Below are 24,555 nucleotides of genomic sequence, written 5' to 3'. Positions count from 1 at the left end.
CCTCACCCGCATCACGCCTGCGGGCTATTCGGGTCAGACGACGACGACCTCGATCTTCCCGATGCCCTCGACGAAGCCTTCGAGGACATCGCCTCGCACAACCGCGCCAACCCCGGCCGGCGTGCCAGTCATGATGATGTCGCCCGGCTGCAGAGTGAACAGGCCAGAAAGATACGAAATCATCTCCGGTACCTTCCAGATCAGCTGGTTGAGATCACCCTGCTGACGGATTTCTGCATTCACCTTCAGCGTGACCGCGCCGGAGGTCGGATGGCCGATTTCACTCGCGGGCACCAGCGGGCCACAAGGAGCGGAGGCCTCGAACGCCTTACCGACTTCCCACGGGCGTCCCAGCTTCTTGGCTTCGCCTTGGAGATCGCGTCGGGTCATATCGAGGCCAACGCCGTAGCCGAAGACGTGATCGAGCGCTGCTTCCACCGGAATGTCAGTACCACCCTTGCTCAGCGCCACTACCATCTCGATCTCGTGATGCACATCCGAGGTCGCACTGGGATACGGGAACTTGCCGTCGGTGACGATGTTGTCCGGATTTTTCTGGAAGAAGAACGGCGGCTCCTTCGAGGGGTCGTGACCCATTTCTATGGCATGCTCGGCGTAGTTGCGGCCGACGCAATAGATGCGATGGATCGGGAAGAGCTTGTCACTGCCCTGCACAGGCAACGTGGCAACTGCTGTCGGCTGAACGACGTAGCCGGTCATAGCGAGAGGCGCATTCATCATCTTACTCCTGCGTAATAGTCGACTTTTTTCTCAATGTGTTCAATGGTTGCCGACATCAGCATCGCCGCAGCGAAGAGGATGATCGTCAATGCCCAGAAGTTCTCCATGTCGAAGCTGCGTGAATAGAGTTCAAACAGTTCGCCATAACCAATGATCGCCACCAGAAGCTGGCCGATCACAACACCCTTTACGCCGCGCACGAGGCCGAGTCGGATCCCCGCGAGGATCTCCGGCAGTGCTGCAAGGAGAACGATTTTCCCGTAAAGAGCGAAGGGAGAGGCGCCATAGCAGCGCCCCATCTCGATGAGCGAGTTCGGCACATGCTGAATGCCCGCTCGCGTGTCCAACACGATGATCCACACCGCGAAGAGGAAGACTGTGACGATGACCGTGGTCTCGCCCATGCCGAATAGAATCATCAACACAGGAACAAGGGCAGAAAGCGGCGCGCTGACGAAGATGTTGACCCAGATGCTGAACAGCTCATCCGCGGCCTTGAACCTTCCCATCAACACGCCCAGCGTGACGCCGACAACAATGGCTAGCGCCATGCCGACGGCGAAGCTGTGCAGCGTGATCAGCGCGGCCGCTTGCCATGTGCCGGTCTGCACCATCGTGACGCCGGCCAACAGCACGCTCGAGAGCGGCGGCACCAGGAACATCAGGCCGGACTGCCCGACCAGCTCCCATATCAGACACCAGACCAGAAGGGACGCCATCATCGGCACCCGGTATCCATAAAAAGTCATAGCCGCCCTCCTCAGTCCACGTAGTGTTTGAGTCCCTGCCAGATCTCCTCGACGGTATCGAGATAGCCCTGATCGCGGCGAATCGCATCGGGAGACGCGGTTCGGTCAATCTTGGGCTCGATGATCTGCGCAACGCGACTCGGCCGACGCGAGAGCAGCACAATACGATCCGATACGTAGACGGCCTCTTCGATGCTGTGCGTCACGAAGATGAACGTCTTGCGTTGCTTTTCCACGAGTTGCAGCAGATCCTCCTGGAACTTGCGGCGGTTCTGCTCATCCACGGCGGAGAATGGCTCGTCGAGGAGAAGTACTTCCGCATTGACGGCGAAGGCACGGGCAAGACCCACGCGCTGGCGCATGCCGCCCGAGAGTTCGTGCGGGTACTTGTCCTCGAATCCGTTGAGGCCGACCTCGGCGATGTAGTGGCGCGCGATGGACTGGCGCTCGGCCTTGCCCATGCCCTTCAACTCGAGCCCGAAGGCCACATTACGCATCACTGTCGCCCACGGCATGAGGGCAAAGTCCTGGAACACGAAGGCACGCTCCGGACCGGGCCCCGTGACGACCTTGCCGTTCACACGCACCTCACCGGAGGTCGGCTCGATCAAACCGGCGATGATCTTGAGCAGGGTCGTCTTGCCGCAGCCGGAAGGACCGAGCAGCGTCGTGAGCTTGCCACGAGGGAAGTCGAGGTCGATCAGGCGCAGAGCTTCGATCTCACCATAGTTCTTGCAGATGCTGCGCACCTCGACTGCGGAATCGTCTTCGACCCGAGGCGTAGCCTGTATGGAAGCAACGGAAACAGTCATGTCAGCCTCTCTTCTTTTCAGGGCGCAGCACACGGACCTCGAATGCCTCCAATGCTGTCAGCGTCAGTGTCGAGACCAGGATGATGGAGACCACGGCGGCATACATTTCCGCATAGTTGGCAACGGAGCGATGATAGGTGATGAGGTCACCGATGCCGGTCGGTGTGATCAAGAGTTCGGCCAGAATGACGCCAATGAACCCGGCGGCGAGGCCGAGACGCAGTCCGGCAAAGATCACCGGGCTCGCATCAGGAATGATGATCTTGGTGATCTGCTGGAATCTCGTACCTTGGAACGAACGGCACATCGCCACCAGGGATGGGTTGGCGTTCCGGACCGCCTTGTAGCCATTCAGTACGATGACCGGCAGTGCAAGCATGACGACCGCGAGAATCTTGGCCGTCAGACCGATCCCATACACGAAAGTAATGAGCGGAATGAGAGCCGCCATAGGCGCTGATTGCAGGACGATGAACAGTGGCGCCACGAGCCACTCGGCCTTCCGTGACAGACCCATCACGATACCGAGCCCTACCCCGACTACCCCCGAAATGACGATGCCGATAATCAGCGGCTGCAGAGTTGAGCCGTAGGCCAGGACCAAGCTCCCATCAAGCAGCATTGTGGCGAAAGCATAAAGTGTATCGAGAAAGGTTGGGAAGGCATAGCTGATCGGCACACGTCCGGCGATTTCCCAGATGAGGAAGAAGAGCCCGAGTGAAACCATCCTCGTCGCGATCGGATGGCTCGTGAACAGGCGACCGAGGCTCAAGCCCCAGCCGACCGGCGGATGGACGGCCCGCACGGGGCCGTTCACTTGAGAGGAGGCCATCATTCCGGCACCTTACTTGGAGCCGAGTTTGGCCAGGACGCGATCCAGCGAGCGGGTGTCCCAGAAGTCTTCAACCTTCAGGCTTGCGGGCTCACCCGTGAGTTGGCCCGAGAGCGTATAGAAGGCGAAGTCGTCCTTCGCCGCTGCAGCGCCGCCGCCATTAAGCGGGAAGGCCTTGCCCTTCGCGAGTTCCTCGAAATAAGGCCCGATGTCACCCGCTTGCGCGGCAGGCAGGTCGGGCAGCAACTTGTACTTGGCACGCCACTCAGAGACCAGAGCAGGATTGGCCGTCACTTCGCGCCAAGTGGTGAGAATGGCCTCAACGATCTTGTCGACATCCGCCGCATTCTTCTCAAGAAAGTTCGTGTTGGCGAACAGAGCTTCGTCCGTCGCATTCACGCCTTCGAGCGGCAGGATAACAAATTTGCCGGGGGCTTGCTGTTCGAGCAAACGGCGACCGGACGAGTCGACGATTGTGGCTTTCACATTACCCTGAAGCAGAGCACCCGTACGGACTTCGGCGCCCGGGATATAGCTGATCTTAGAGAACTTAATGCCCTGCCGCTGCTCCATCAGCTTCATGATGGCCTCGGTCCCGGAGCCACGCGAGTGGACGGCGACTTCCTGCCCGTTCAGATCTTTCCAGTTCTTGTAGAACTCGCCGTTGACGGCCGGGTAGAAGCGCAACGTCGAAAGCTGCATGAACATGCGGATCGGCGCCTTCACCTTCTGAACGAGGGCATAGGGGCCGCCAACACCGATGTCGGCTTGACCACCGACCACCGCTTGCGCGGCAATGTCCTCGGATTTCAGGTAGGTCATTTCGATATCGACGCCCTTTTCCTTGGCGCGCTCGAAGGCCGCCAAGAGATGCAGGGATTCCACGCTGGGGATGTCGCCATAAACCACACGAACCTTGGCCGCTTCCGCCGCGTTCGACGCTATCAGGGCCACACCAACTGCGAGTGCTGCAGCGCTCGCCTTCAGCGATACCAAGCCTTTGAACATTTCCATCTCCCATAAGTTCGGCGGTTAGCCCACCTTTGTTATTAGCCGCGCCATGCGCAACCAATACTCTATTGGTCGCAATTGGCTCAAGACGTGTCAAGCTAATTTTCGGTTGACTATATTGCGCCGACGGATAAAAGATCCAACCAATTCGACATTGGTTGAGATCGCTAGATGCAGATGTACAGTGAGGCAGGAACTAGTCGGGGCATCGTCACCCAATTGCGAGCGTACCTCGCGCAAGCGGAGCTACCCGAGGATGGCCGATTGCCGCCAGAGCGGGATTTGGCCACAGCTCTTGGTGTTACTCGGACGGAACTGAGAAAGGCTCTTGGGACGCTTGAGGCCGAAGGCCAGATCTGGCGCCATGTCGGCAAAGGCACCTTCATGGGAAATCGGCCGACCGATACGCTTTCAGATATCACTGCACTGGCGAAGCGGACCAATCCGGCTGAACTGATGCGAGCGCGATTTATCATTGAACCCGAGATCGCAAGGGCAGCAGCCCTGACAGCTACACCAATGCACCTTCGTGAGTTGAGGATGTGTCAGGCTCGAACCCGGGAGGCTGCGACATGGCGGCAGTACGAGAACTGGGACACCCGCTTGCATCGCACCGTCGCTGAGGCGACACAGAACATACCGCTTCTTGGAATGTTCGACATGCTGAACGCGCTGCGCCGCGCAGTCACATGGGGGCGCCTCCGATCGACTCCTGTTAAGCCAAGTCCCGACCATCACAGCTTTGCCGAGCACGAAACGATCATTACGGCCATTGAAAACAGGGATATGAACGGGGCGGCAGCGGCGATGCGCGTCCATTTGCAGAGTGTAGAGCGCAATCTCCTGGCGCGGCAGTCAGGTGCGGCAGACTAACTTTGGCGCATAGCGAATTGATCAGCTTTCAGGGATTCACGCCCCCTGCAGCGAAGGACCGCTTCGGGTCAAATTTTCACATTCCTGCGACTCAACAAATGTCGTCTCTTGAGCGCCGAAGCGGACCAAGCACGTTGATCCGAGGAGTGCCGACCGCTGAACTCCAGTCACCACTCAAGCGGGAGTTCAGCCATATAGCCAGTCAGCGGTTTTGTTGGTCAGTCGTCTTGCCTCTCATCCAAAGATCTAGCTGCCGAACGACCTGACCAATATCCAGCTAGGCTGGTCCCATCCCGAGCGCCCCAGCCCTGCTGACTTGCTTCATCGTAAACCGAGAGAGCTCGCTCGGTGACCGGAAGGGAGAATCCACGCTCCGCACCCTCCACTAGCATCGTCCGTAGATCCTTCCGGAAGGAATCCACGTCGAAGGTCACGGGCTGAGGATCGTCTCCGCGCATTCCCTTGGCAATCATGGCTCCGCGCGTTTTGAGAATGTTGGCGCCGCCGGATGTGTCCGAGAACAGATCGACGATCCGCTCTGGCTCGATGCCAAGATGGCGGCAGAGCGAATAAGCCTCGCCAAGCGCTTGGTAATAGACCACCAGCGGCAGGTTGATGGCGAGTTTCAGGCTCGCCCCCGATCCAACTGGGCCTGCATGTTCGATCCGGCGGCATAGCTGCTCAAGGACCGGACGCGCCCGGGCAACATCGTCGGGGGATCCACCGACGAGACCTATCAGTCTCCCTTCGCGGGCCGGGCCGGTGGCGCCGCTCACCGGACATTCCACATAGCCTCCGCCTATCGCGGCGATCCGCTCGGCCAAGGCCCGTTGGGTTTTCGGCTGGACTGTACTCATTTCTATGAACAGCTTACCATTCACTTCCGCGGCCAGAATGCCTTGGTCGCCACCGAATACAGCCTCTAGGGCACTTGCATCCAAGAGGCAGGTGATGATCACCTCCGACTTGTTGACGACTGCAACTGGCGTCTCCCCTAGAACCGCACCACCCTCAATGAGGCCCCTCGCCTTCTCGGGAGTGCGGTTCCAAACCACGAGATCGTGTCCGCAGCCATGAAGCCGCGTTGCGAGGGCAGTGCCCATGCGACCAAGCCCAATGATTCCGATCCTCATCGACGCCTCTCGATTTTGCGCGCTCTTGCTAATGATCTCTGATGAAGAGACGGCACCATGGAGTGAGGCCACCTCTCCATTAATCCGGCTGAACAGACTAGCCCTGCCTGTTCCAGCTCCGGACAAGCTGCTCCTGCTGACCGAGTCCCTCGATGCCCAGCCGGACACGATTGCCGGGACGCAGATACACTGGGGGTTTCAGGCCCATGCCGACGCCCGGAGGAGTGCCTGTTGCGATCACGTCTCCTGGCTGGAGGCTCATGAACTGGCTCAAGTAGCTCACCAGGAATGCCGCTCCGTAGACCATGGTTTCCGTGCTGCCATCCTGGAAGCGCTTTCCGTCTACTTCGAGCCACATGCGCAAATTCTGCGGATTCGGGATCTCGTCCCGTGTCACAAGCCAGGGGCCGAGAGGGCCGAAGGTGTCGGCACTCTTTCCCTTAGTCCATTGTCCTGAGCGCTCGATCTGAAAGGAGCGCTCGGAGACATCGTTGACGACGCAATAACCGGCAACATGCTCGAGCGCCTGCGCCTCTTCCACGTACTTGGCGGCCTTGCCGATCACGATACCGAGTTCGACCTCCCAATCTGTCTTCTCCGATCCGCGTGGAATTTCGATACCGTCGTCCGGACCGCAGATGGCGCTCGTCGCCTTCATGAAGATGATGGGCTCGGGCGGAACGGCCATTCCCGACTCGGCGGCATGGTCGGAATAGTTGAGGCCGATACAGATAAACTTGCCGACCTGTCCAACGCAGGGGCCGATGCGCGGATCACCCTCGACGCGCGGCAGAGTGGATGGATCGATGCTGCGCAGCCGCTCGAGGCCAGCGGATGAAAGCACATCACCCGTAATGTCCGAGACGATACCGGAAAGATCTCGAATGTTGCCATTCTGGTCGAGAAGGCCGGGTTTTTCTTGGCCGGGAGAGCCGTAGCGCAGCAGCTTCATGGGACTTCCTTGCTCCTCTGAGCTTGTGGTGTGGAAAAATGAGATGATCTCTCGATCGACAAGCAGCCTGCCTGGATGCTTCCGCTTCTGTTAATCGAGCAAAGTTGGATCGAACCTAACTTTGGGTGCGGGCTGAATCTGGTCTTCAATGTGCCTGAGCGTTGTCTGGTAATGCTCGACGAGTCGCTCGACAGCCAAATCGGTCTTACGGTCGAGCACGGCCTCCATGATTCCGCGGTGCTCCTCCAAGGTATTCCGGTGGCGGTGGGACGATGCCACCGAGATGAAACGGTAGCGCTGCGCCTGATCCATCAGGTCCTTGCAGATCCCGACCAGGATCGAGGAGCCGCATGCAGCGATGAGGGCAAGGTGGAACGTCCGATGCCGTTCCTCCCAGGCAGGATTGGTGCTCGTATCCTGCTCGGACAGTTTCCATGGCGTACGCGAAAAGTGGTGAAAAGACACGACGATGCGCTCCTCCCAGGCTTGGTCGCCATTCCTGATGGATTCTTCGAGCGCCTTTCCCTCAAGCCAGCACCGGGTCTTCACCAGCTCGCGCCAGCCTTCGATGCTGACAGGCGGCACGAAGAAGCCGCGTTGGTCCTTCCGCTCGACGAGCCCCTCGGACGAGAGACGGTTGAGAGCCTCACGGACAGGATTGAGGCCAGCTCCATACCGTTCGGAAACGAAGTCGATCAGGAGCTTCTGCCCTGGCCGCAATCCGCCATTGAGGATGTCCTGGCGAAGTCTCTCGTAAACCGAGGTTGCCGCAGTTATTTTTTCGATCTTGTTCATGATGCAACCCGCGCAGATTCTGGTTCCAAGCGGAATGTCCCGGCGGTCGATGAAGGTCAACCGTCGGAATACGCCTCCTATTGCGCAAGAGTCTCCTCTGTGACGCTCTCCTTGTGCCAGAAGACGAATCGGCGCTGAGCCCAGGCTACAACCCAGAATGTCGCCAGTCCAAGCAGGCTGAGGTAGATGATCAGCGAGAACACGCGTGGCGTATTGAGCTGAGCCGCCGCGACGCGGATCAGCTCGCCGAAACCCTTGCCGCCGCCCAAGAACTCGCCCACCACCGCGCCAACAACGACGAGCACGGCGGCGTTCTTCAGTCCGGAGAAGAAATGGGGCATCCCGATGGGGAGCTTCAGCTGCATCAGAGCCTGCCAACGGCTCGCCCCCATCGTCTTGAACAGCATACGGGCGTTCTGGTCGGCGGCATGCAAGCCTGCCGCCGTGCCCACGATGACCGGAAAGAAGGCTATGAAGGCCGCCAGGGCTACTTTCGATGCTATGCCGAAGCCCAACCATGACACGAAGAGAGGCGCAAACGCCACCTTCGGCATGGTGTTGATGGCCACGAGATAGGGCATGACAGCCCGCTCGCCAAATGCTGTCTCGCCCACGAGAACACCGAGGCCGAAGCCGAGCACGACAGCAATCACGAAGCCGAGGAGCACCTCCTGCGTCGTGATCCAAAGGGCCATGAGCATATAGTCGCCCGTCAGGAGATTCCTTCCGACGACGAAAAGATCCTCGATGGTTTCGAGCGGGGACGGAAGAATGATCGGCGAAACCAGTTCGATGAGATAGACGACCTGCCACACGATCAGAAAGCCAATCAAGAGCGCGAGCATCGATACCCAACGCGGAACTCGGTCGATCCAGGAGACGCGCTCGGCCCAAACTGTCTGTTCGGGGATAGCGGAAGCAACAACAACACCCTGTGCTTGCGTCATTGGAACGCTCCCTTGTCGAGATGGCTGCGGATGCGGTGGACGAGGGCGCCGAAACGTGGATCGGACATCATGTCCAAGGTCCTCGGTCTCGGCAGATCGATAGTAATCGCCTCGACGAAGCGCCCGGGCCGGGGCGACATCACATACACCACGTCGGAGAGGATCACTGCCTCGGCAATCGAGTGTGTCACGAGGAACGACGTGGCATTGCGCTCCAGGCAGATCCTCTGCAGCTCCATGTTCATGAAGTCGCGGCTCAGTTCGTCGAGCGCGCTGAAGGGCTCATCGAGCAGCAGGACCGCAGGCTCGGTAATCAGCATGCGGCAGATCGCGGCGCGCTGAGCCATGCCGCCGGAGAGTTCGCTCGGATAGACTGTCTCGAAGCCCTTCAGGCCGACGAGATCCAGGAGTTGACGGGCCTGATCATGTTTGGCGCGGGCTGCCGCCTTACCATCCCGGATCTCGATTGGAAGCACGATGTTCTCGATGGTCGTCCGCCAGGGGAACAGAGTGGCTTGCTGGAACATCATGCCGATGTCCCGGCGCGGTCCCATGACCGGCTTGCCTTGAAGAACGACGCTGCCCGACGATGGCGGCTGCAGGCCCGCCATGATCTTGAGAAGGGTCGACTTCCCGCACCCGCTTGGTCCGATGACCGATGAGAAAGTACCCTCCCGCAGCACCAGATCAACCTTATCGAGCGCTTGGACATTGCGTCTGGCGAAAGTCTTGCTCACGCCCCGCAGTTCAAACACCGGTCGGCCCAGGAGGCCGACCGGAGCAACAGCTTCTCCAGCCATTGAAAGCACCGCCATCACTTCGCACCCTTGTTCCAAGTGTCGACGAACTGGTTGGTATAGGCTGCTTTCAGATCCGGCAGCGGAGCCTTCAGAACACCTGAGGCCACAGCGCTCTTGTGCCAAAGCTCCCAGTGCTCCGGCGGCTGATAGCCCCAGCCCTTTGACTTATCGAACGGCGTGATGCGGTCCTTCACCTGCTCGAACAAGGCAGCCGACAGCTTGGTGTCCTCGCCCTCCTGCGGATTTCCGGCCTTGGTGTGCTGCAGGACCTTCTCCTTGTTCTCCGGCTTCAATCCGAACTCCGTCGCCTGAACAAGGACGCGGCCGAATTTCTCCACGGCCTGTGGGTTCTGGTCGATGAAGGATTTCATGGCTGCATAGCCGTTGCCAAAGTAGCTCAGATACTGCTCGGGCGTGATTTCCCGCAGATCGATCCCTCTCGTTTCCATGATGGCTGCATCGCTCACGGCAGCTGCATAGGCCTTGACGTCACCGCGCAGGAATGCCGCTGCCGCAAGACCGCCGTCGCCGACCGGCAGGAACGTGAAGTCCTTGCCCTCGCTCATTTTCAAATCCGTGAGGATGGCGCGGGTGAAGCCAACCTCGGCGCCATCGGCCGTGCCGACGCCGATCACCGCTCCCTTGAGATCGGCTGGCGACTTGATGGCAGATTTCTCGGGAACCACCACGCCGAAGACCGACTTCGCAAAGTGATTGTAGATGAAGACTACATCGACGCCGCGGGCTCTTGCGGCGAGAACCGGCGCCGGGCCGGGCTGGCCGATCTGCGCCTGACCAGCAGACATCGCCTGAAGAACCTGCGAGGACCCGTCGACGGCCTCGATCCTCACATCGAGCCCCTCCTTCTCGAACATCTTCTCGCCGACCGCGACATAGAGCGGGAAGTTGTTGACGGCCGATGGGTTTGGAAGAACGACCGTGATCTTCGTGGAGGCATTCTGCGCCCTGGCGACGCTCATCGCCCAAGGGGCGAGCGCAAGCGTCACAGCGAGACCGAGAGCTTTACTCATCTTCATCGACGTTTCCTCTCCTGCATTATGCTGCTCTTTGGCAATGCCTGCGTTTAACGCGGCGTCTCAATGATGTAGGACATCCGCCTGAATGTCAAAAAAATGTATGATCTTTATTCTAGTAACCTTTAATGTTGCAGTGCGTTAAAACCGAACGAGATGAAGCATCTATAAGTCATCGCCGGTCTTTATTTTGCAGCGCAGCCAAATTACTGCACTTGCTAAGCAACTTGGTGACAGGAATAGACTAAAGATTAACCGTACTTCGGACCGAGAAAATACATTTTATTTGCGATTCGGCCCGAATTCGGATGTTCTAGGCAGGTCCCATGAGAACAGACGTCACTAGGGAGGAAGAGCATAATGGACACAGATGCATGCGTGATCACGCCACCGGCTCGTGCCCTTCTGTCGGTCGCGAGAACATCTCAGAAGTTCCCGGTCCGGAGGATTTACTGCGTCGGGCGGAACTACGTCGCGCACGTCCGTGAAATGGGCGGAGACGAGGCACGCGACCCGCCGATCTTCTTCCAGAAGCCGGCGGACAGCATCGTTCTGGACGGAAGCTCGATCCCCTATCCGCCTATGACGAGGAACTACCATTACGAACTTGAGCTTGTCGTTGCGCTCAAGGAGGGTGGGCGCGATATCCCGGTCGCGGAAGCGCTCGACCATATCTACGGCTATGGCATCGGCCTAGACATGACGCGGCGGGATCTTCAAATGGATCTCGGCAAGAGCGGTCTGCCCTGGGAGGCAGGCAAGGCATTCGACCATTCCTGCCCCTGCGGTCAGATCTACCCGGTCGAGCAGGTCGGGCACATCCAAGAGGGATCGATACGACTGACAGTCGACGGAGAAACGAGGCAGGACTCGGATCTCAGCCTCATGATCTGGAAAGTGCCTGAGATCATCGCCAATCTATCGAAGTATTTCATGTTGCAGGCAGGAGACATCATTCTGACTGGCACTCCGGCCGGCGTCGGGCCAGTGGTGCCAGGAAATGAACTTGTGGGCTCAATTGACAGGCTCGGGACCCTAAGGGTGCAGATCACCAATTGACCCCTCCCCTTCGGAGGCATCGACGAGCGGAACGTGAGGGATCCGTCGTGCGCCGAGGCACGGCTGTCTCTAGTTCCTGTCCATGCCTATGCGCCGTGCCGCCTCCCTGAACAGGGCCTCGTCATCGGGTGCAAACTGCATCGCGGTCAGGAAGTGATGGACCCCATATCGAGGAAGGGTCCTGTGAATGGCGGCGAGATATTCCCGCGCCCGATCGAGTCGTCCGGCCAGGGAAAAGACAAAGACTCAATCGCCAGGATATGGGCATGTGCGTTCGGTCGGGTGGCCGCACTCACCCCCAGAACGCGGCTTCCTCGAAGTTGCCCTGTCGGACAAGCGCCATTGCCCGGGCGCCAAGCATGCCAAACAGCATCGGGGCGAAGGGGCTGAGATCGCGCGATTGGTCGGACGCCGCGATGGCCGTGCCTGGATCGCCAATCTGAGAATGAACGAATGCCAGCGTGTAATGCCCCTGCGCGAAATTGGGGCTCAGGTCGACACTCGACTCCAGTTCGCAGAATGATTGATCATAGCTACCGCGCAGCCAGAGGGCTCGACCCATTGCCCAATGGGCAGCAGGATCACGATCATCGACTATGAGGCTTTTTCCAGCTGCCTTGAGCGCGCTGTCGACCTCCGGCTGGCGCTCGGCCCAACCCTGAAAGGCGTTCTGGAAGTGAGTGAAGGATAATCCGGCATGCGCCCGCGAGAAGGTTGGATCGAGCCCGACTGCCATTTCAAAGAACCGCGTCGCCTGCTGATTATCTGCCTTGTCGAACCTGTACATGTGCCAGAGGCCGCGGTGTTAGGCCTCCCAGGCGTTCAGTGAATTGGGCGGTTTGAGGATGGCACGATTGCGCTCCACCGTCTCGATCTCGCTGGCAATCGAGGCCACGATCCTGTCGCCGATCTCGTCCAGAACGAGGAAGGCATCTTCAACGGAGTGGTTGAAGATATCAGCCCAGACGATCCGTCCAGTCAGCGCCTCGGAGAGCTCGACCTGCACCGTCATGCGGTTCCCGTCGCATCGCAGCGATCCGCCGACGACATACTCGACGTTCAGTATTCGCCCAGCTTCGTCGGGAGGGACGTTCCTTTCATGCAGCGCAAAGGTCGTCCCTTGTGCGATGACGAACAGGCTCCGCAGCTTGGCGAGCCGGGTAATCACGTCGTGGACGAGAGCGTCGGCTACTCCACTCCGAAAGCGCGGTGAGTTTGACCGGTCAGTAAATGGCATGACTGCGATGGAGCCGCGCCGAGGTGCGGGGCACACGATCTCCGCCGCTGTTACCGCCGCTGGGTCCTCCGTGACGATGATTGCCCCGGCAGGGAGTAAGCGCACTGGCAGAGACCTGGCAGATCGCCATGCATGGCAGAGGGGGTGCAATCAAGACCCTCGGCTTCAAACAGCCGGGCCACTGCCTCAAGGTGGTCCTTGCCCTCTTGAAATCGCTGCTGCCGGGCAAGGACTTGGAGAAGGCGTACGTGAACGCGCTCGTCGAAGGGAGAGAGCGTGGCCCAGCGTTCTAAGTAGCGGAAACCTTCTTCATCGGTGAGGCGCTCGATCAGGTGCTCCGGAACCTGGGCCTTTAAACTTCGGAACTGACGACGCTGTTCAGAGCGATACCATGAAGGTACCCGGATCAAGGCTTCCAGCGGGCCTCGCTCGATATCGGTCGAGCCAGGTGGATTTACTCGGAGATCATAATCTTTGACGCACTTTGTCCCGGATCGGTTATGTCACGTTTCAGGAACTGCGATGCGCCCGATCTTCCGAACAATTCCATCCGGAACAGCCTTGATGACCACAATCTCTCCTGAAGCTGGATTGGTACCGGTCAGAGCCTGAATGTTCGCAGCATGGGTCACACCCTGGAGGGTCCCGGGCCCCCGCCAGGCTGCGATGATGGCTTTCGCCCCTTCTGTCAGGCCGCCCCGCTGCTACACCGTAACAAAAGCGGTTGCGAAAGCCGGCTCGATCTCGACGGCACTCAGATCCAGCAGCCGAGCGGTGGCGGCACAGCGGCACCATGGCGAGCGAAGAAGCTTGGTGGCAGCGACCCCTTTGGTCTTCAATGACCGTCCAGCGCTCTGGGCGTCCACTCGTCCCTCAGCGCTCAGGTTGCACTGAATGGTGCAATCATCGAGCCTGAATCCTATGGGATCGCCAGCACCTCTGCGCGCATCGCATGTGCTGGGACGAGCGCTTCCATGAATCCGAAGACGCCAAGAATACAAGCCAGCGAGGGCTGCCACCTTGCCCGGCTCTATTCCTTCATCAGAGCGTCGAGCCCTTGCGTGATTTCTCCTGCTGGACCAGTTCCTGCAAAAGCTGGTGGGCCAGGGTCTCATGCGCCACCCGAGGGTCAATCTCGGCGGACTTCTTGCCGTAGGTTGTCGTGACGGTCAGCATCTTTCGGTCGACTTTGAAGGTCCCAGCGTAGGTCCTCCCGTCGACCTTGATATGGATTGCATGGCCTGACATGGGAAAATGCCTCCCGGATGAAAGCGCACCCATCGTACTGGTAAAACATACTTCTTCGAGAGACGGGAGGCCACAGCGAATAAGTTGAGTCTCGGCTGACGGACTTGGAGGTCTGAGACCAAGGTACGGTCAGTCAACCAAACGTCTAAGTTGGGTCAACCAGAAAATCCCTTGTCCAAGTGGAACGTCTGCTTTCCCGTTTTTGAGCGGACACTCGGTCTATTTCCGAGATGTGCCACAAGGAGACGTTTGCGCCCCCAGGTCGTCCGTTGCGCATGGGAAGCGACAGACGCCGAGGAATAAGGTAGGATACCAATGTCTGCACAAGAATAAGGACACTTGCTGTCGACCCAGGGGGATCAGGGAGAGTGTCGTGACGCGTTGGCAGCCAGATCCGAGTTTCTATCCCTCACCCCGCCTGGCCGAAAAGGCCCCGCCCGAGACGCTGGCCTATGTGGCCATGTTCGATCCGGACCGGAAGCAGCCCGATGGCATTGCGGTCGTCGATGTGGATCCGGCCTCCCCATCCTATGCGCAGATCGTCGGGTCAGTGGCGATGCCCAATGTGGGCGATGAATTGCACCATTTCGGGTGGAACGCCTGCTCCTCATGCCTCTGCCCCAACATGCCGCATCCTCATGTCGAACGGCGCTATCTGGTCGTGCCGGGACTGCGCTCGTCGCGCATCCACATTCTCGACACCAAGCCTGACCCACGCAATCCAAAGCTCGTCAAGGTGATCGAACCCGAAGTCATTGCGGAAAGGACCGGCTACACCAGACCTCACACCGTTCATTGCGGCCCGGACGGCATCTATGTGACGGCCCTCGGCAATGCGGAGGGCAAGGCGCCTGGCGGCATCTTCATCATGGATCACGAGAGCTTCGAACCGCTTGGACGCTGGGAGGTCGACCGAGGCCCGCAGCAGCTTGCCTATGACGGCTGGTGGCATCTGGGATACGACACGCTCGTCACCAGCGAATGGGGAACGCCCGACACCTTCGAGAATGGCCTTGTCCCTGAGATCCTCCTCGGCTCGCAATACGGCCGCCGCCTCCACTTCTGGGATCTCCTGAAGCGCAAGCACCTCCAGGAGATCGACTTCGGCGAGGAGCACCAACTCGTGTTCGAGCTGAGGCCGGCTCATGATCCGACCAAGGCCTACGGCTTCGTCAACTGCGTAATCAGCCTCAAAGATCTCTCCTCCTCGATCTGGACCTGGTATCGCGAGGGCGATCATTGGGCCGTCCGGAAGATTATCACGATCCCGGCCGAGCCTGCGGATCCGAACGATCTACCCGACATGTTGAAGGGCTTTGGCGCGGTGCCGCCGCTCGTGACCGATATCGACCTTTCGATGGACGACCGCTTTCTTTACGTCTCCTGCTGGGGCACGGGCGATCTTCAGCAATTCGATGTATCCGATCCCTTCAACCCGAAGCTCACCGGTAAGGTGCGGATTGGCGGGATCGTATCCCGCGCCTCCCACCCCAAGGCCGCCAACGGGCATCTGACGGGCGGACCGCAGATGGTCGAGATCAGCCGCGACGGGCGGCGGGTCTACTTCACGAACTCGCTGTACGGACCCATCGACCAGCAATTCTACCACCGCGGCTTTGAGGGTTGGATGGTGAAGCTGAATGCGGATCCGGAGGGCGGCCTCTCCTTCGATGAGGACTTCTTCATCGAGTGGCCAAAGGGGCACCGACCGCACCAGATCAGGCTTGAAGGCGGCGACTGCTCCTCGGACTCGTACTGCTATCCATGACGGGCGCACGCGCGGATCCGGCAAAATGGGGATGAGCACCATGTCATCCACTCTCTGGCCCTGGATGACGGTTGCCGGTCTCGGTGCCTTCCATGGCCTGAACCCGGCGATGGGATGGTTGTTTGCCGTCGCCCTCGGGCTTCATCGCAAGAGTCGGGGCATTGTCGTTCTGGCGCTCGCTCCCATCGCCCTCGGCCATGCAGCGGCAGTCGGTGCTGTTCTGCTGGCGGTCGTCGGCTTCGGAACCATATTCGATCCAACGATCCTCGGTCGCGGGTCTGGGATCTTGCTGATCCTCTGGGCGGCCGGCCATGCTCTCGCGGGCCATCGCAAGCGGGTCCGCATCGGGATGCAGACCGGCCTAATCGGTCTGACGCTATGGTCATGCCTCATGGCTGGCGCGCATGGGGCGGGCCTTATGCTCGTCCCTGCGGTCCTGTCCCTGTGCGTCACCCCTGGCACGGGTGGTGAACTGACTGCGAGCACATCGCTCCCGGTGTCCATTGCAGCGCTCGCCGTGCACACGGGCACGATGTTGACCGTCATCGGTGTGATCAGCCTGATTGTCTACAACCAGGGGCTTGCCTTTCTCCGACGCGGCTGGATCAACCTCGATGTCCTTTGGAGCGCTGCCTTGGTAACAGGCGGAGTCGTTCTCCTGGCAGCGTGATCTCATGGCACCGGAGAGCCTCTCTGGTGAGACTTGATTGCCCGTGGTCTGCTTCGGGTCAAACTTTGAAATTCCAGCCGCTCAACGAACGTCAGCTCTGACCACCAAAGCTGACTAACTTCTTAGGTCCGGGGAGTGCCGTTATGAGCCCCCCGGTTCACAGGCAGGTGTGGCACCCAAGTTGAAATGTCTCTCATTTCGCAAAGTAGCACTGTCAGTGATGCCGGGTGAGACGGAGCCTGGGACAGCGGCACGTGAAGGTACATGGAATGAGCTCTATAATACTGAGCAGCCGTGGTCCCAGCTAAGCACAGTTGAGTCCCTAAACCGAGTTGAACGTTGTTAATTTCCGTCCAGATCGAATGAAACAACGGGCGCCACTTGTTATTTTAAAAGAAAAGACATATATAGTTTTTATCGGATTTTGGCCGGACAATCGGGTCGTTTCGCTGTTGGCACTGCCAGGCGCACGTTCGGACTTTCTTACCATTACATCGACGAACCGCGTTTGAGGCCACGCTTTTGCGTGCCTTCGCTCACGTGCATCTTGCAATAATCGCGAAAGGTTACCCCTATGATTACGGGCACTGTAAAATTCTATAACGACATGAAGGGCTTCGGCTTCATCCAACCGAACGATGGCAGCAAGGACGTGTTCGTTCATGCCACAGCTCTTGAGCGCGCCGGCATGCGCAACCTCGTCGAAGGCCAGAAGGTTGCCTTTGACACGGCTGAAGACCGCCGCTCCGGCAAGATCGCCGTCAACAACATCGAGACCGCGTGATCTTTGATGATCGGCTCAGGACATAGGCCTGTGCTCTAACGACTTGAAGCCGCTCCGACATGGGGCGGCTTTTTCATTTTTGCCAGCCAACACCCGCAGCAGCGGCGCGCGCGTCACAGCCCGGGTCCGGCTAAGCCTTAGGAGAAAAGTATGTCTCACAAGTATAAAGTTCATCAGCTGGTCCGCATCACCCATCCGAATTTCTCGGATAAGCGTGCAAGTTCAAGCGGCATCTACGAGGTGACCCGTCTCATGCCAGCCGACCAAACCGGCGAAGTCTCGTACAGGATCAAATCGTCCGGCTTCGGTGAGCGCGCCGTGCGCGAAAGTGAGATCGCAGCCCGGGCATCCGAGATTTGACCAGCGGCGACGCGTTCTTTCGCGGGTCGCAGATCTATGATCCGGTCGCGCTGCTTCGACGGGGCGATGAGATCCTGTACGTCGCCCGCGTGGGCATGAAGGCTTCACGGCAGTTTATGATCTTGATGCCCACGGGCGAGCCTGCTTGGCCGCACGAGCCGGTCAGTAGCCTCTCCGACATCGCTTGGGCGCTTCGAGCACACGAGTGGCACGGCGTAATACCCGAGCCCGTTGGACCAAATGAGCGGCAGGCCAGGACGCTGGCGCGACTGCTAGGCGAGCGGGCTTAGTTGATCGACTCACCGGTGGATGCGCAGGTAACGGACACGGAGGAACGACTATGGCTGATCAACCGACCAATCTCGATTCTCACCGCGGCATGGCAGCCCAGAGGGCAACCGACCTTCGACGTCTCCGATCAGAAGTCGAAGCCGATCAGGAAGCACTGCGTGCGAGACAGGCCGCCCTCGAAGATCTGCTGGCAGCCGCACCCGCCGCCGATTGGCACGAGGCCGTTGAAAAGGCACGCTATCTGCTTGGCCTCTTCGCACAGAGCTTGGATGCAAGCGATCTACGCCGCCGCAAGCTGATCGACCGCGTGAGGGCCGACTTCGACCATCTGCTAGACAATTCGACCCACGAGTGAGACGATCCCAACCACGAACTGACCGACAAACGGAGACTAGCCATGGCCAAGGGCGAACAACGCGGCAACCGCGAGGCAAAGAAGCCGAAGAAGGACAAGCCGAAGGAAGCAATCCCGACCTCGCCCTTTGCGAACCAGGGCAAAGGTGGGACGCCTGCGAAACCATCTGGCGGCAAGCGATAGCGTCCTCTTGCATCGCCTGCGAACGGCCCTGCTCGACACATTGATTGGACAGGATCATGAGCAAGAGAATGTGACGCGTCGGCCAAAGGCATTGATGAGCGTGCGTCCATTGATCGGCGTTCCCGACAAGTGCATTCTATTGTGCATGGTCCCGCGAAATAGGTGATGCTGTCTGAAGAGCTTTTCATGATTCCCTGGGTTCTACTCGACACGACAAAAATTCCGAGTGACGGGGGCGAGTTGCGCCTCAAGAAGCGCGGGGCCGAGTTCTCCATCATGTTGGGCAGCAACGAATTGATGAATAGCCGCCTCAGTGGTTCCGAGGAGGCGCTCGCCAGACTGTCTTGCCTGAGAGTTCGAGGCCGCGAGCGACCACAGATCCTTATCGGTGGGTTGGGGATGGGCTTTACGCTTCGCGCCGCGCTTGCTGAACTCGGGCCCGATGCTCGGATCACCGTGGCTGAGCTGGTACCTGCCGTCGTGGCATGGGCCCGAGGTCCCATGGCCGAAGTATTCGGCGACAGCCTTATGGATCCGCGAGTCAGCATCTTCGAAGGGGATGTCGGCGGCCTGATAAGATCGAGCCGGTCCGCTTACGATGTGATCCTTCTGGATGTCGACAACGGACCTGAGGGGCTGACACGCAAGGCCAATGATAGCCTCTACGACTTGCCGGGGCTTAGCTCCGCTCGGACAGCACTGACTCCTGGTGGCGTCTTTGCCGTATGGTCATCGGCACCGAACAAAGCTTTTACCCAGCGACTGCGCAAGGCGGGATTTGGTGTGGATGAGGTAGGTGCTCGCGCCAACGGAACACGTGGTGGCGGAAGACACACTATTTGGATTGCGACCAAACAAGGTGGCTCACCTGGGTCGCAGTCGCAAAGCTAGAGCGATAACGCCACGTGTGCTTCGTCACCTATCAGAGCCATCGCGCAAATTTCATGCTGGACTGCTTGCTTTGATGACGATTCCCACCCAGAGCATGTTCGAAGTATACAGCATCCATAAACACGAACCTTGGGCTGTAAGCACCGGACTTGGGGCGCAGGTTGGAGCACAAGGAATCGAATAGTGAGCCGAAGTCTGCTGATACCGGCTAGGCAAGAGCCGAGGAGCGCGTGAAGCCATACACCGGGCTCGACCCGGCACAGGCTCTGGCTGCTGCGGTTTCCAACCTGCGCTAGATCAGCCGCCCCGGGCTTGGGTCTCAGATGTGCCAGAAGCTGACCTGCGCTCATGACGATAGGCAATGACCACCACCTGCCATTGTGGGGCTAGCATATGGCGGTCATTGCGAAGACCAGGTCTGGATCTTACGCTCTGTCCCTCTTCTTGAGCCAGCGTTCGACGGGTGTGGCTAGGATCGTGGTCAGAACCACGATTGCGGCCCCGATGCAAAGGGACAGGGACGGGATCTCCGCAAAGAAAAGCCATCCTGCAAATCCCGAAAAGAGGATCGACAGATATCCGATGGGCGCGAGGAGGCGTGCCTCCTGCTTCTGATAGGCCTGCAGCCAGCAATACTGGCCGACCTGCGCCAGCACGCCGACGAGGATGATGTTCGGTGACTCGCTCCACGGGATCGGCACCCAGACGACGGCCGCGGGAATCGAGCTCAGGAGCGTCAGGCCGACCGTATAGAAAAGCATCAGGACGACGGTGCTCTCGCCGGCAAGCCGCCTTGTCTGGACGACGGCCAGGGAGCCGAAGAACACGGATCCGAAGGCTGCAACCAGTCCCATGTTCCACGGAATCGCATCCGGCTGCACCATGACGATGACGCCGATGAAACCGAGCGCCGTGAATGAATAGCGCATCCTGGTCACGCTCTCTCCGAGCATGATGGCAGCCATCACCAGCAGCACCAGCGGCCGGGTGAATCCGATTGCGGCGACAAGCGCCAGGGGCAATGCCGCAAAGGCCGCGAAATTGAGAGTCAGGGCGACCGAGTTGAACACTACCCGAGCCAAGTGGCCGCGAATGTTCGACAGGTCCGTGAGCTTCCGGCGGTGGCGCCACACCAGTGGCGTCACCGACATGAATCCGACGAGCGAGCGCAGAAAGACAAGTTGGACCGCTGGGTAGGTCTCACCCTCAGCCTTGACGATGGCCTGCATGGTCGTGACCAGCGCCATGTCGAGCAGAAGCCATCCTGCGCTGATCCAGAGAGGAACAGGAGGCGCGCTCGACCTGCTTTCCGCCTCGATCGCCATGTCCTCTCAGGCTGGCTGAACGAGGTTCGCCAGAAGGCGGAAGGCACCGGGGACGAGCTTGTCCAACTGATGATGCAGCACGAGCGCCACATGGGTGTGCCGGCCTCGACCGATGCGGGCCGAGATCAGAGAACCCTTGAGCGGGTTCTCACCCGGATCGTTCAGGGACAGCAACTCTTCATAAGCGGAGTCGTAATCGGCGGCGAAGTAGAGCCCCATCTCCTTGTCCCAGCCCTGCCAGTCGCTCGCCTCGATCCTGTTCGGAGAGGTGAGCAGGGGACTATCGGGTTTGAGAACCGTCACGGGAGCGGAAGGATCGGTGACGCGCCAGCGCAGCGACGGCGAGCCGATGACTAAGTGCCGAGGCGGCGTCCGATCCGGGTCCCAACCATCCGTCGGACGATGGTAGAGCGTCACCAGATGGCCGCCCTCCTCCACGAACCGATGCAGTCGGCCCCTCGCGGCCTGGAGGTCGCGTCTCAGCCCGAATGCGAAGATTCCGACGACGATGGTCGTGAACCCGGTGAGAGAACCGGCCTTCAGGTCCGCTTCCGCGAGATCCGTCACATCGAGCCCAAGCCGGCGCATATGCGTCCCGACATTGTCGCTTCCGGCGCCGACATATCCGATGCGGGCGTCCGCCGGCAGGGCCACATCGAGCGTCAGAACCTTGAGTTCCGCCGGCGCCATGAACGCGGTCGGCTGGATATGAGGATAGGCGATGGACTGGATCGAGCTCGCCGGCCTGCCGTCGAGGATTGGGACAAGACTTGAAACACCGGTCTTTGCCTGGCGCGGCGGATCGATCACCCAATCGTTGTCCTGACGCCGGATGGTCCAGCCCTGCGGCACCTGCCAATCCGTTGGCTTCGCACCAACGGTCTGGACCCGAATGCCGGATGCCGGTTCATTGGCCCTCACGATCGCAAAGGCCGGATCGAGGGACAGGGACTGCTGGGGGCTGATCGTCAGAGGCGCCTCGGAATCGAGATCGAACCTGATTGTGCGGCCGTCCAGGTCGCCAGAGATACAAAGGCCGGCCGGACCATTACCGCCCATGGGATCGAATGCTTCCGGATAGTTTCCTGTGTGAGAGGCCGTTTCAGGGATTGCTACCGCATAGCGGACATGCCCCGACTCACGGGAAATCTCTCGCCTCGACTCCCTCGGGAAGCCGCGGGGTAACCGAGAGGTTTTCAAGGCCGGGCGCATCGATGGAAACATCAAGGTCGACCAACGCTCCCGGATGGCCCGTCCCCTGGAAGACCGCTCTCGCCGTGCTTGTATGGGCTTCGAAGATGGCGGCATCAATCTCCCGAACCTTGCGGTCGAGACGATGCCCCAGCAGATCGAGGGCCGAGCGATCCATGCCCTTGCGTGCATCATCGATCAGCCGTGCCGCATGACCGAGCGACTTGCTGATTGCCTTGCGATCGGGGAACGCCGCCATCGCAGCGTCGATGTGCTCCTGTGCTTCCCGCAGAGCAGCGCCCGCGGCCCCTGTCAGGCCTGATGCGCCAGCAAGATCGCGAAGGTTCGCAGGCAGGTGATCGCGAAGGTCGCGCTCAGGGTCCGGTGAACCACCGGCTCGGAGCTTCAGATGAAGGCTCCACTGATCGACCGGATCGTCCCGCCATACGCCCATCCCCTGCGAGGCGTGCGCCGCGCGGGACCACTCGCCGAGTTGCCGATAGGCCAGGCCGGTGACTGGATCGCGGGCGACATTCTGGATGCTGAGCGTTGCGGCCGGCGGCGGCACCTCGTCGTCGTAGGCATAGCCCGCTCCTGACCATGCCGGGAGATAGAACTTGGGAACCTGCCAGGGTGCGTGTCCCGATGCCGCATGTTCCGGAAAAGCGGAAGGATCCACCGCCAGCGCCAATGCGGATTCAGCGGCACGGGTCATCGCGCGATGGTGGCCGTGCTGTCCTGGCACGTCGAGGAACGTTGGTATCACGATGTCGGGCCGGTACTGGCGATAGGCCCGAACGAGCCGTTCGACGAGCCGCTCCTCGCCCCATCGCCGAAGGGTGTCGTCGCCATTCTTGGAGAACCCGAAATCGTGAACCGGGTCTTCGGGTCCATGACCGAGCCATGCCACGTCCGCATCGATGCGGCGGGCCGCTTCCTCCATCTCGGCGGTCCTGAGCACGCCGAGCGCGCCACCCCGCTCCGGCCCGAGGGCGTTTTGGCCACCCTCGCCGCGGGTCGAACAGGCGACCACGATCCGCATGCCATAGGCAAAGCGCAAGGCTGCCAGCATGCCATTCGCCTCGTCGTCCGGATGCGCTCCCGTATTCATCACCGTCAGCACGGACGGAAGCCGGCTCAGTGCACGGTGCAGGCGGACAAGAGCCGGCTGATGAACGGCGCGCGCGAGACGGCTATGGTCATCCAGCAAGAGCGATCTCCTCATTCGGTTGTTCACGTCGGGCCGCATGGGCGGTATCGAGACGCGGAGTCATCGTTTCCAGGAGCGGCAAGGCGGCGGCACCGAGCGCCGCCGTAAGGCGGCCGGTCCGCCCGTGGATCAGACGTGCCTCGCTCCGGTTCCTGCGGCGCGCGACCGACAGGGGAAGCGGCTGCATCGCCTGCACGAGATCCTCCAGCAGACCGGGCGGAAGAACACCGCCCAGGACGATAGCCTCGGGATCAAACAGGTTTTCGAGCATTGCGACCTGGGGCGCCAGATAACCCGCGGCCTCCTCGATCCACGACAGGACGATGGGGTGCCGCTCGCCGTGAAGGCGTTCCAGATCCGTGTATTCGATCCCGTCGATCCCAACCGTGGCCAATCGCTGCGCGAGGGAATGGAAAGAGGCATAAGCCTCAAGGCAGCCATGCTGCCCGCACGAGCAGAGGCGCCCTCCTTTCTCCACCGGCACATGTCCGATCTCGCCTGCATTGCCGTTCGCTCCACGAAACGGACGGCCGTCGATCATGATGCCGAGACCGAGCCCCTGCCCGAAATAGATCAGGCAGAAGTTCTTCAGATCCCTTGCCGCGCCATGCAGGCGTTCGCCGACGGCAGCGGCAGTGGCATCGTTCTCCAGCGTGATGGGCACACTCAGCATGCCGCCGATGCTGGCGATCGCGTCGAAGTCCAGCCATCCGGACAATGTCGTCGGCCCAACGGATGTCATGCCCTCGACGTTGAACGGACCCGGCATCACGACTCCGACGCCGAGGAGCTGGGGCACGGGTGACTGGAGTTGCGCCTGAGCCGCTGCGATCTCGGCCTTGATGACGGGAAGCACCGCCTCGGGATCGTTCCGCGGGATCGAGACACTCCGTTGGGCACGTACGCGACCGCCGATATCGACCAGAAGCGTTGAGATGTGGTCGGCTGCGATCTCAATCCCGGCTGTCATTCCGCCATCCGGATTGACGGCGAACTGAATCGGCGGCAATCCGCGGCCCGCCCTGAGCCGGCCAGTCCTGATCAGCAGCCCGTCGGCGACGAGATCCTCGACGATGTTCGAGACGGCTTGGGTGCTCAAATGCGCATGACGGGAAATCTCCATCCGCCCGACCGGGCCGAACTGGCGCACGACATCCAGCACCACGCGTCGATTGTGCGAGCGATTCCGCTCCGGATTACTTCCGATCGTTGATGGCTTTCCGGCTTTGGCTTTTCTCGGCATTCCCACCACTCCGTGCATCGGACGATGAACCGGGGCAATGAATAACTCAAGTGAATTATCT

The 24,555-nt window shown here is 60.1% G+C and carries 25 protein-coding genes and 1 pseudogene; 9 read left to right on the top strand and 17 right to left on the bottom strand.

Going from position 1 to position 24,555, the window contains the following annotated elements:
* Positions 1-33: 33 nt before the first annotated feature.
* From ACD578_RS06640 to ACD578_RS06620, 5 genes are read right to left on the bottom strand one after another with little or no spacing between them, the layout of a single operon-like run.
* Positions 34-738 carry a fumarylacetoacetate hydrolase family protein gene (locus ACD578_RS06640; RefSeq protein WP_404293729.1) on the bottom strand — a complete coding sequence of 235 codons (705 nt, stop codon included), beginning with the start codon at positions 736-738 and terminating at the stop codon, positions 34-36.
* Positions 738-1,490 (bottom strand): ABC transporter permease, encoded by a 753-nt coding sequence (locus ACD578_RS06635; protein WP_404291911.1) that lies wholly within the window; start codon positions 1,488-1,490, stop codon positions 738-740. The genes ACD578_RS06640 and ACD578_RS06635 overlap by 1 nt, the downstream gene beginning before the upstream one ends.
* A gap of 11 nt (positions 1,491-1,501) precedes the next feature.
* On the bottom strand, positions 1,502-2,302 hold the full coding sequence (locus ACD578_RS06630) for an ABC transporter ATP-binding protein (protein WP_404291910.1): 801 nt from the start codon (positions 2,300-2,302) through the stop codon (positions 1,502-1,504).
* Position 2,303: 1 nt separating this feature from the next.
* A complete protein-coding gene (locus ACD578_RS06625) occupies positions 2,304-3,137 on the bottom strand; it encodes an ABC transporter permease (protein ID WP_152717144.1) in 834 nt (277 codons plus the stop codon).
* 9 nt (positions 3,138-3,146) lie between these two features.
* A complete protein-coding gene (locus ACD578_RS06620) occupies positions 3,147-4,148 on the bottom strand; it encodes an ABC transporter substrate-binding protein (protein ID WP_404291909.1) in 1,002 nt (333 codons plus the stop codon).
* Positions 4,149-4,316: 168 nt separating this feature from the next.
* Between ACD578_RS06620 and ACD578_RS06615 the strand changes: the two genes are divergently transcribed.
* The gene (locus ACD578_RS06615) at positions 4,317-5,018 is read left to right on the top strand and encodes a FadR/GntR family transcriptional regulator (protein WP_404291908.1); all 702 of its coding nucleotides are present in this window, start codon (positions 4,317-4,319) and stop codon (positions 5,016-5,018) included.
* Positions 5,019-5,236: 218 nt separating this feature from the next.
* On the opposite strand, the gene ACD578_RS06610 is transcribed toward ACD578_RS06615, so the two are convergent.
* The 6 genes from ACD578_RS06610 to ACD578_RS06585 all read right to left on the bottom strand — a co-directional run bounded on the left by ACD578_RS06610 (position 5,237) and on the right by ACD578_RS06585 (position 10,682).
* Positions 5,237-6,223, bottom strand: coding sequence for an NAD(P)-dependent oxidoreductase (locus tag ACD578_RS06610; RefSeq protein ID WP_404291907.1), 987 nt, complete (start codon positions 6,221-6,223; stop codon positions 5,237-5,239).
* Between the two features lie 25 nt (positions 6,224-6,248).
* On the bottom strand, positions 6,249-7,103 hold the full coding sequence (locus ACD578_RS06605) for an ureidoglycolate lyase (protein ID WP_404291906.1): 855 nt from the start codon (positions 7,101-7,103) through the stop codon (positions 6,249-6,251).
* Between the two features lie 90 nt (positions 7,104-7,193).
* Entirely contained in the window at positions 7,194-7,898 is a 705-nt protein-coding gene (locus tag ACD578_RS06600; RefSeq protein ID WP_404291905.1) for a GntR family transcriptional regulator, read from the bottom strand.
* A 77-nt stretch (positions 7,899-7,975) separates the two neighbouring features.
* Positions 7,976-8,845, bottom strand: a complete 870-nt coding sequence (locus ACD578_RS06595) for an ABC transporter permease (RefSeq protein WP_152713021.1) — start codon at positions 8,843-8,845, stop codon at positions 7,976-7,978.
* Positions 8,842-9,660 (bottom strand): ABC transporter ATP-binding protein, encoded by an 819-nt coding sequence (locus ACD578_RS06590; protein ID WP_404291904.1) that lies wholly within the window; start codon positions 9,658-9,660, stop codon positions 8,842-8,844. Before ACD578_RS06590 ends, ACD578_RS06595 begins: the two co-directional genes overlap by 4 nt.
* On the bottom strand, positions 9,660-10,682 hold the full coding sequence (locus ACD578_RS06585; protein WP_152713020.1) for an ABC transporter substrate-binding protein: 1,023 nt from the start codon (positions 10,680-10,682) through the stop codon (positions 9,660-9,662). The genes ACD578_RS06590 and ACD578_RS06585 overlap by 1 nt, the downstream gene beginning before the upstream one ends.
* Before the next feature lie 357 nt (positions 10,683-11,039).
* Here ACD578_RS06585 and ACD578_RS06580 point away from each other — a divergent pair, with 357 nt between their 5' ends.
* A complete protein-coding gene (locus tag ACD578_RS06580) occupies positions 11,040-11,738 on the top strand; it encodes a fumarylacetoacetate hydrolase family protein (RefSeq protein ID WP_404291903.1) in 699 nt (232 codons plus the stop codon).
* A gap of 292 nt (positions 11,739-12,030) precedes the next feature.
* On the opposite strand, the gene ACD578_RS06575 is transcribed toward ACD578_RS06580, so the two are convergent.
* The 3 genes from ACD578_RS06575 to ACD578_RS06565 all read right to left on the bottom strand — a co-directional run bounded on the left by ACD578_RS06575 (position 12,031) and on the right by ACD578_RS06565 (position 14,223).
* Complete coding sequence (locus ACD578_RS06575; protein ID WP_404291902.1) at positions 12,031-12,525, bottom strand: tetratricopeptide repeat protein; 495 nt, start codon at positions 12,523-12,525, stop codon at positions 12,031-12,033.
* 18 nt (positions 12,526-12,543) lie between these two features.
* Positions 12,544-12,975: a hypothetical protein gene (locus ACD578_RS06570; protein WP_404291901.1), complete on the bottom strand. Its 432-nt coding sequence runs from the start codon at positions 12,973-12,975 to the stop codon at positions 12,544-12,546.
* A gap of 1,041 nt (positions 12,976-14,016) precedes the next feature.
* Positions 14,017-14,223, bottom strand: a complete 207-nt coding sequence (locus tag ACD578_RS06565) for a hypothetical protein (RefSeq protein WP_404291900.1) — start codon at positions 14,221-14,223, stop codon at positions 14,017-14,019.
* A 373-nt stretch (positions 14,224-14,596) separates the two neighbouring features.
* Here ACD578_RS06565 and ACD578_RS06560 point away from each other — a divergent pair, with 373 nt between their 5' ends.
* The 7 genes from ACD578_RS06560 to ACD578_RS06530 all read left to right on the top strand — a co-directional run bounded on the left by ACD578_RS06560 (position 14,597) and on the right by ACD578_RS06530 (position 19,525).
* A complete protein-coding gene (locus ACD578_RS06560; RefSeq protein ID WP_404291899.1) occupies positions 14,597-15,991 on the top strand; it encodes a selenium-binding family protein in 1,395 nt (464 codons plus the stop codon).
* Positions 15,992-16,031: 40 nt separating this feature from the next.
* Positions 16,032-16,661, top strand: a complete 630-nt coding sequence (locus tag ACD578_RS06555; RefSeq protein ID WP_404291897.1) for a hypothetical protein — start codon at positions 16,032-16,034, stop codon at positions 16,659-16,661.
* 574 nt (positions 16,662-17,235) lie between these two features.
* On the top strand, positions 17,236-17,445 hold the full coding sequence (locus ACD578_RS06550) for a cold-shock protein (protein WP_036369095.1): 210 nt from the start codon (positions 17,236-17,238) through the stop codon (positions 17,443-17,445).
* Positions 17,446-17,595: 150 nt separating this feature from the next.
* Positions 17,596-17,805: a hypothetical protein gene (locus tag ACD578_RS06545; RefSeq protein ID WP_404291896.1), complete on the top strand. Its 210-nt coding sequence runs from the start codon at positions 17,596-17,598 to the stop codon at positions 17,803-17,805.
* 340 nt (positions 17,806-18,145) lie between these two features.
* Positions 18,146-18,451 carry a hypothetical protein gene (locus ACD578_RS06540; protein WP_404291895.1) on the top strand — a complete coding sequence of 102 codons (306 nt, stop codon included), beginning with the start codon at positions 18,146-18,148 and terminating at the stop codon, positions 18,449-18,451.
* A gap of 42 nt (positions 18,452-18,493) precedes the next feature.
* Positions 18,494-18,634: a hypothetical protein gene (locus tag ACD578_RS06535; protein WP_162866259.1), complete on the top strand. Its 141-nt coding sequence runs from the start codon at positions 18,494-18,496 to the stop codon at positions 18,632-18,634.
* 186 nt (positions 18,635-18,820) lie between these two features.
* Positions 18,821-19,525 carry a hypothetical protein gene (locus ACD578_RS06530; RefSeq protein WP_404293727.1) on the top strand — a complete coding sequence of 235 codons (705 nt, stop codon included), beginning with the start codon at positions 18,821-18,823 and terminating at the stop codon, positions 19,523-19,525.
* A gap of 425 nt (positions 19,526-19,950) precedes the next feature.
* Here the strand turns inward: ACD578_RS06530 and ACD578_RS06525 are convergent, their stop codons facing one another.
* The 3 genes and pseudogenes from ACD578_RS06525 to ACD578_RS06515 form a co-directional block, all read right to left on the bottom strand.
* A complete protein-coding gene (locus ACD578_RS06525) occupies positions 19,951-20,850 on the bottom strand; it encodes a DMT family transporter (RefSeq protein ID WP_404291894.1) in 900 nt (299 codons plus the stop codon).
* A gap of 6 nt (positions 20,851-20,856) precedes the next feature.
* A pseudogene (locus ACD578_RS06520) lies at positions 20,857-23,251 on the bottom strand (PIG-L family deacetylase).
* The gene (locus tag ACD578_RS06515; RefSeq protein ID WP_404291893.1) at positions 23,241-24,494 is read right to left on the bottom strand and encodes an ROK family transcriptional regulator; all 1,254 of its coding nucleotides are present in this window, start codon (positions 24,492-24,494) and stop codon (positions 23,241-23,243) included. Before ACD578_RS06515 ends, ACD578_RS06520 begins: the two are co-directional and overlap by 11 nt.
* Between the last annotated feature and the right edge of the window lie 61 nt (positions 24,495-24,555).

Source organism: Microvirga sp. RSM25 (genome assembly GCF_044784385.1).
Taxonomy (GTDB): domain Bacteria; phylum Pseudomonadota; class Alphaproteobacteria; order Rhizobiales; family Beijerinckiaceae; genus Microvirga; species Microvirga tunisiensis.
This window is presented reverse-complemented; position numbering and strand designations above follow the sequence as displayed.

Excerpts from the sequence above, each read along its gene's own strand:
- ACD578_RS06640 (WP_404293729.1), bottom strand. The coding sequence starts at position 738 with ATGAATGCGCCTCTCGCTATGACCGGCTACGTCGTTCAGCCGACAGCA.
- ACD578_RS06635 (WP_404291911.1), bottom strand. The coding sequence starts at position 1,490 with ATGACTTTTTATGGATACCGGGTGCCGATGATGGCGTCCCTTCTGGTC.
- ACD578_RS06630 (WP_404291910.1), bottom strand. The coding sequence starts at position 2,302 with ATGACTGTTTCCGTTGCTTCCATACAGGCTACGCCTCGGGTCGAAGAC.
- ACD578_RS06625 (WP_152717144.1), bottom strand. The coding sequence starts at position 3,137 with ATGATGGCCTCCTCTCAAGTGAACGGCCCCGTGCGGGCCGTCCATCCG.
- ACD578_RS06620 (WP_404291909.1), bottom strand. The coding sequence starts at position 4,148 with ATGGAAATGTTCAAAGGCTTGGTATCGCTGAAGGCGAGCGCTGCAGCA.
- ACD578_RS06615 (WP_404291908.1), top strand. The coding sequence starts at position 4,317 with ATGCAGATGTACAGTGAGGCAGGAACTAGTCGGGGCATCGTCACCCAA.
- ACD578_RS06605 (WP_404291906.1), bottom strand. The coding sequence starts at position 7,103 with ATGAAGCTGCTGCGCTACGGCTCTCCCGGCCAAGAAAAACCCGGCCTT.
- ACD578_RS06600 (WP_404291905.1), bottom strand. The coding sequence starts at position 7,898 with ATGAACAAGATCGAAAAAATAACTGCGGCAACCTCGGTTTACGAGAGA.
- ACD578_RS06595 (WP_152713021.1), bottom strand. The coding sequence starts at position 8,845 with ATGACGCAAGCACAGGGTGTTGTTGTTGCTTCCGCTATCCCCGAACAG.
- ACD578_RS06590 (WP_404291904.1), bottom strand. The coding sequence starts at position 9,660 with ATGGCGGTGCTTTCAATGGCTGGAGAAGCTGTTGCTCCGGTCGGCCTC.
- ACD578_RS06585 (WP_152713020.1), bottom strand. The coding sequence starts at position 10,682 with ATGAAGATGAGTAAAGCTCTCGGTCTCGCTGTGACGCTTGCGCTCGCC.
- ACD578_RS06580 (WP_404291903.1), top strand. The coding sequence starts at position 11,040 with ATGGACACAGATGCATGCGTGATCACGCCACCGGCTCGTGCCCTTCTG.
- ACD578_RS06575 (WP_404291902.1), bottom strand. The coding sequence starts at position 12,525 with ATGTACAGGTTCGACAAGGCAGATAATCAGCAGGCGACGCGGTTCTTT.
- ACD578_RS06570 (WP_404291901.1), bottom strand. The coding sequence starts at position 12,975 with ATGCCATTTACTGACCGGTCAAACTCACCGCGCTTTCGGAGTGGAGTA.
- ACD578_RS06565 (WP_404291900.1), bottom strand. The coding sequence starts at position 14,223 with ATGTCAGGCCATGCAATCCATATCAAGGTCGACGGGAGGACCTACGCT.
- ACD578_RS06555 (WP_404291897.1), top strand. The coding sequence starts at position 16,032 with ATGTCATCCACTCTCTGGCCCTGGATGACGGTTGCCGGTCTCGGTGCC.
- ACD578_RS06550 (WP_036369095.1), top strand. The coding sequence starts at position 17,236 with ATGATTACGGGCACTGTAAAATTCTATAACGACATGAAGGGCTTCGGC.
- ACD578_RS06545 (WP_404291896.1), top strand. The coding sequence starts at position 17,596 with ATGTCTCACAAGTATAAAGTTCATCAGCTGGTCCGCATCACCCATCCG.
- ACD578_RS06540 (WP_404291895.1), top strand. The coding sequence starts at position 18,146 with ATGGCTGATCAACCGACCAATCTCGATTCTCACCGCGGCATGGCAGCC.
- ACD578_RS06535 (WP_162866259.1), top strand. The coding sequence starts at position 18,494 with ATGGCCAAGGGCGAACAACGCGGCAACCGCGAGGCAAAGAAGCCGAAG.
- ACD578_RS06530 (WP_404293727.1), top strand. The coding sequence starts at position 18,821 with ATGATTCCCTGGGTTCTACTCGACACGACAAAAATTCCGAGTGACGGG.
- ACD578_RS06525 (WP_404291894.1), bottom strand. The coding sequence starts at position 20,850 with ATGGCGATCGAGGCGGAAAGCAGGTCGAGCGCGCCTCCTGTTCCTCTC.
- ACD578_RS06515 (WP_404291893.1), bottom strand. The coding sequence starts at position 24,494 with ATGCCGAGAAAAGCCAAAGCCGGAAAGCCATCAACGATCGGAAGTAAT.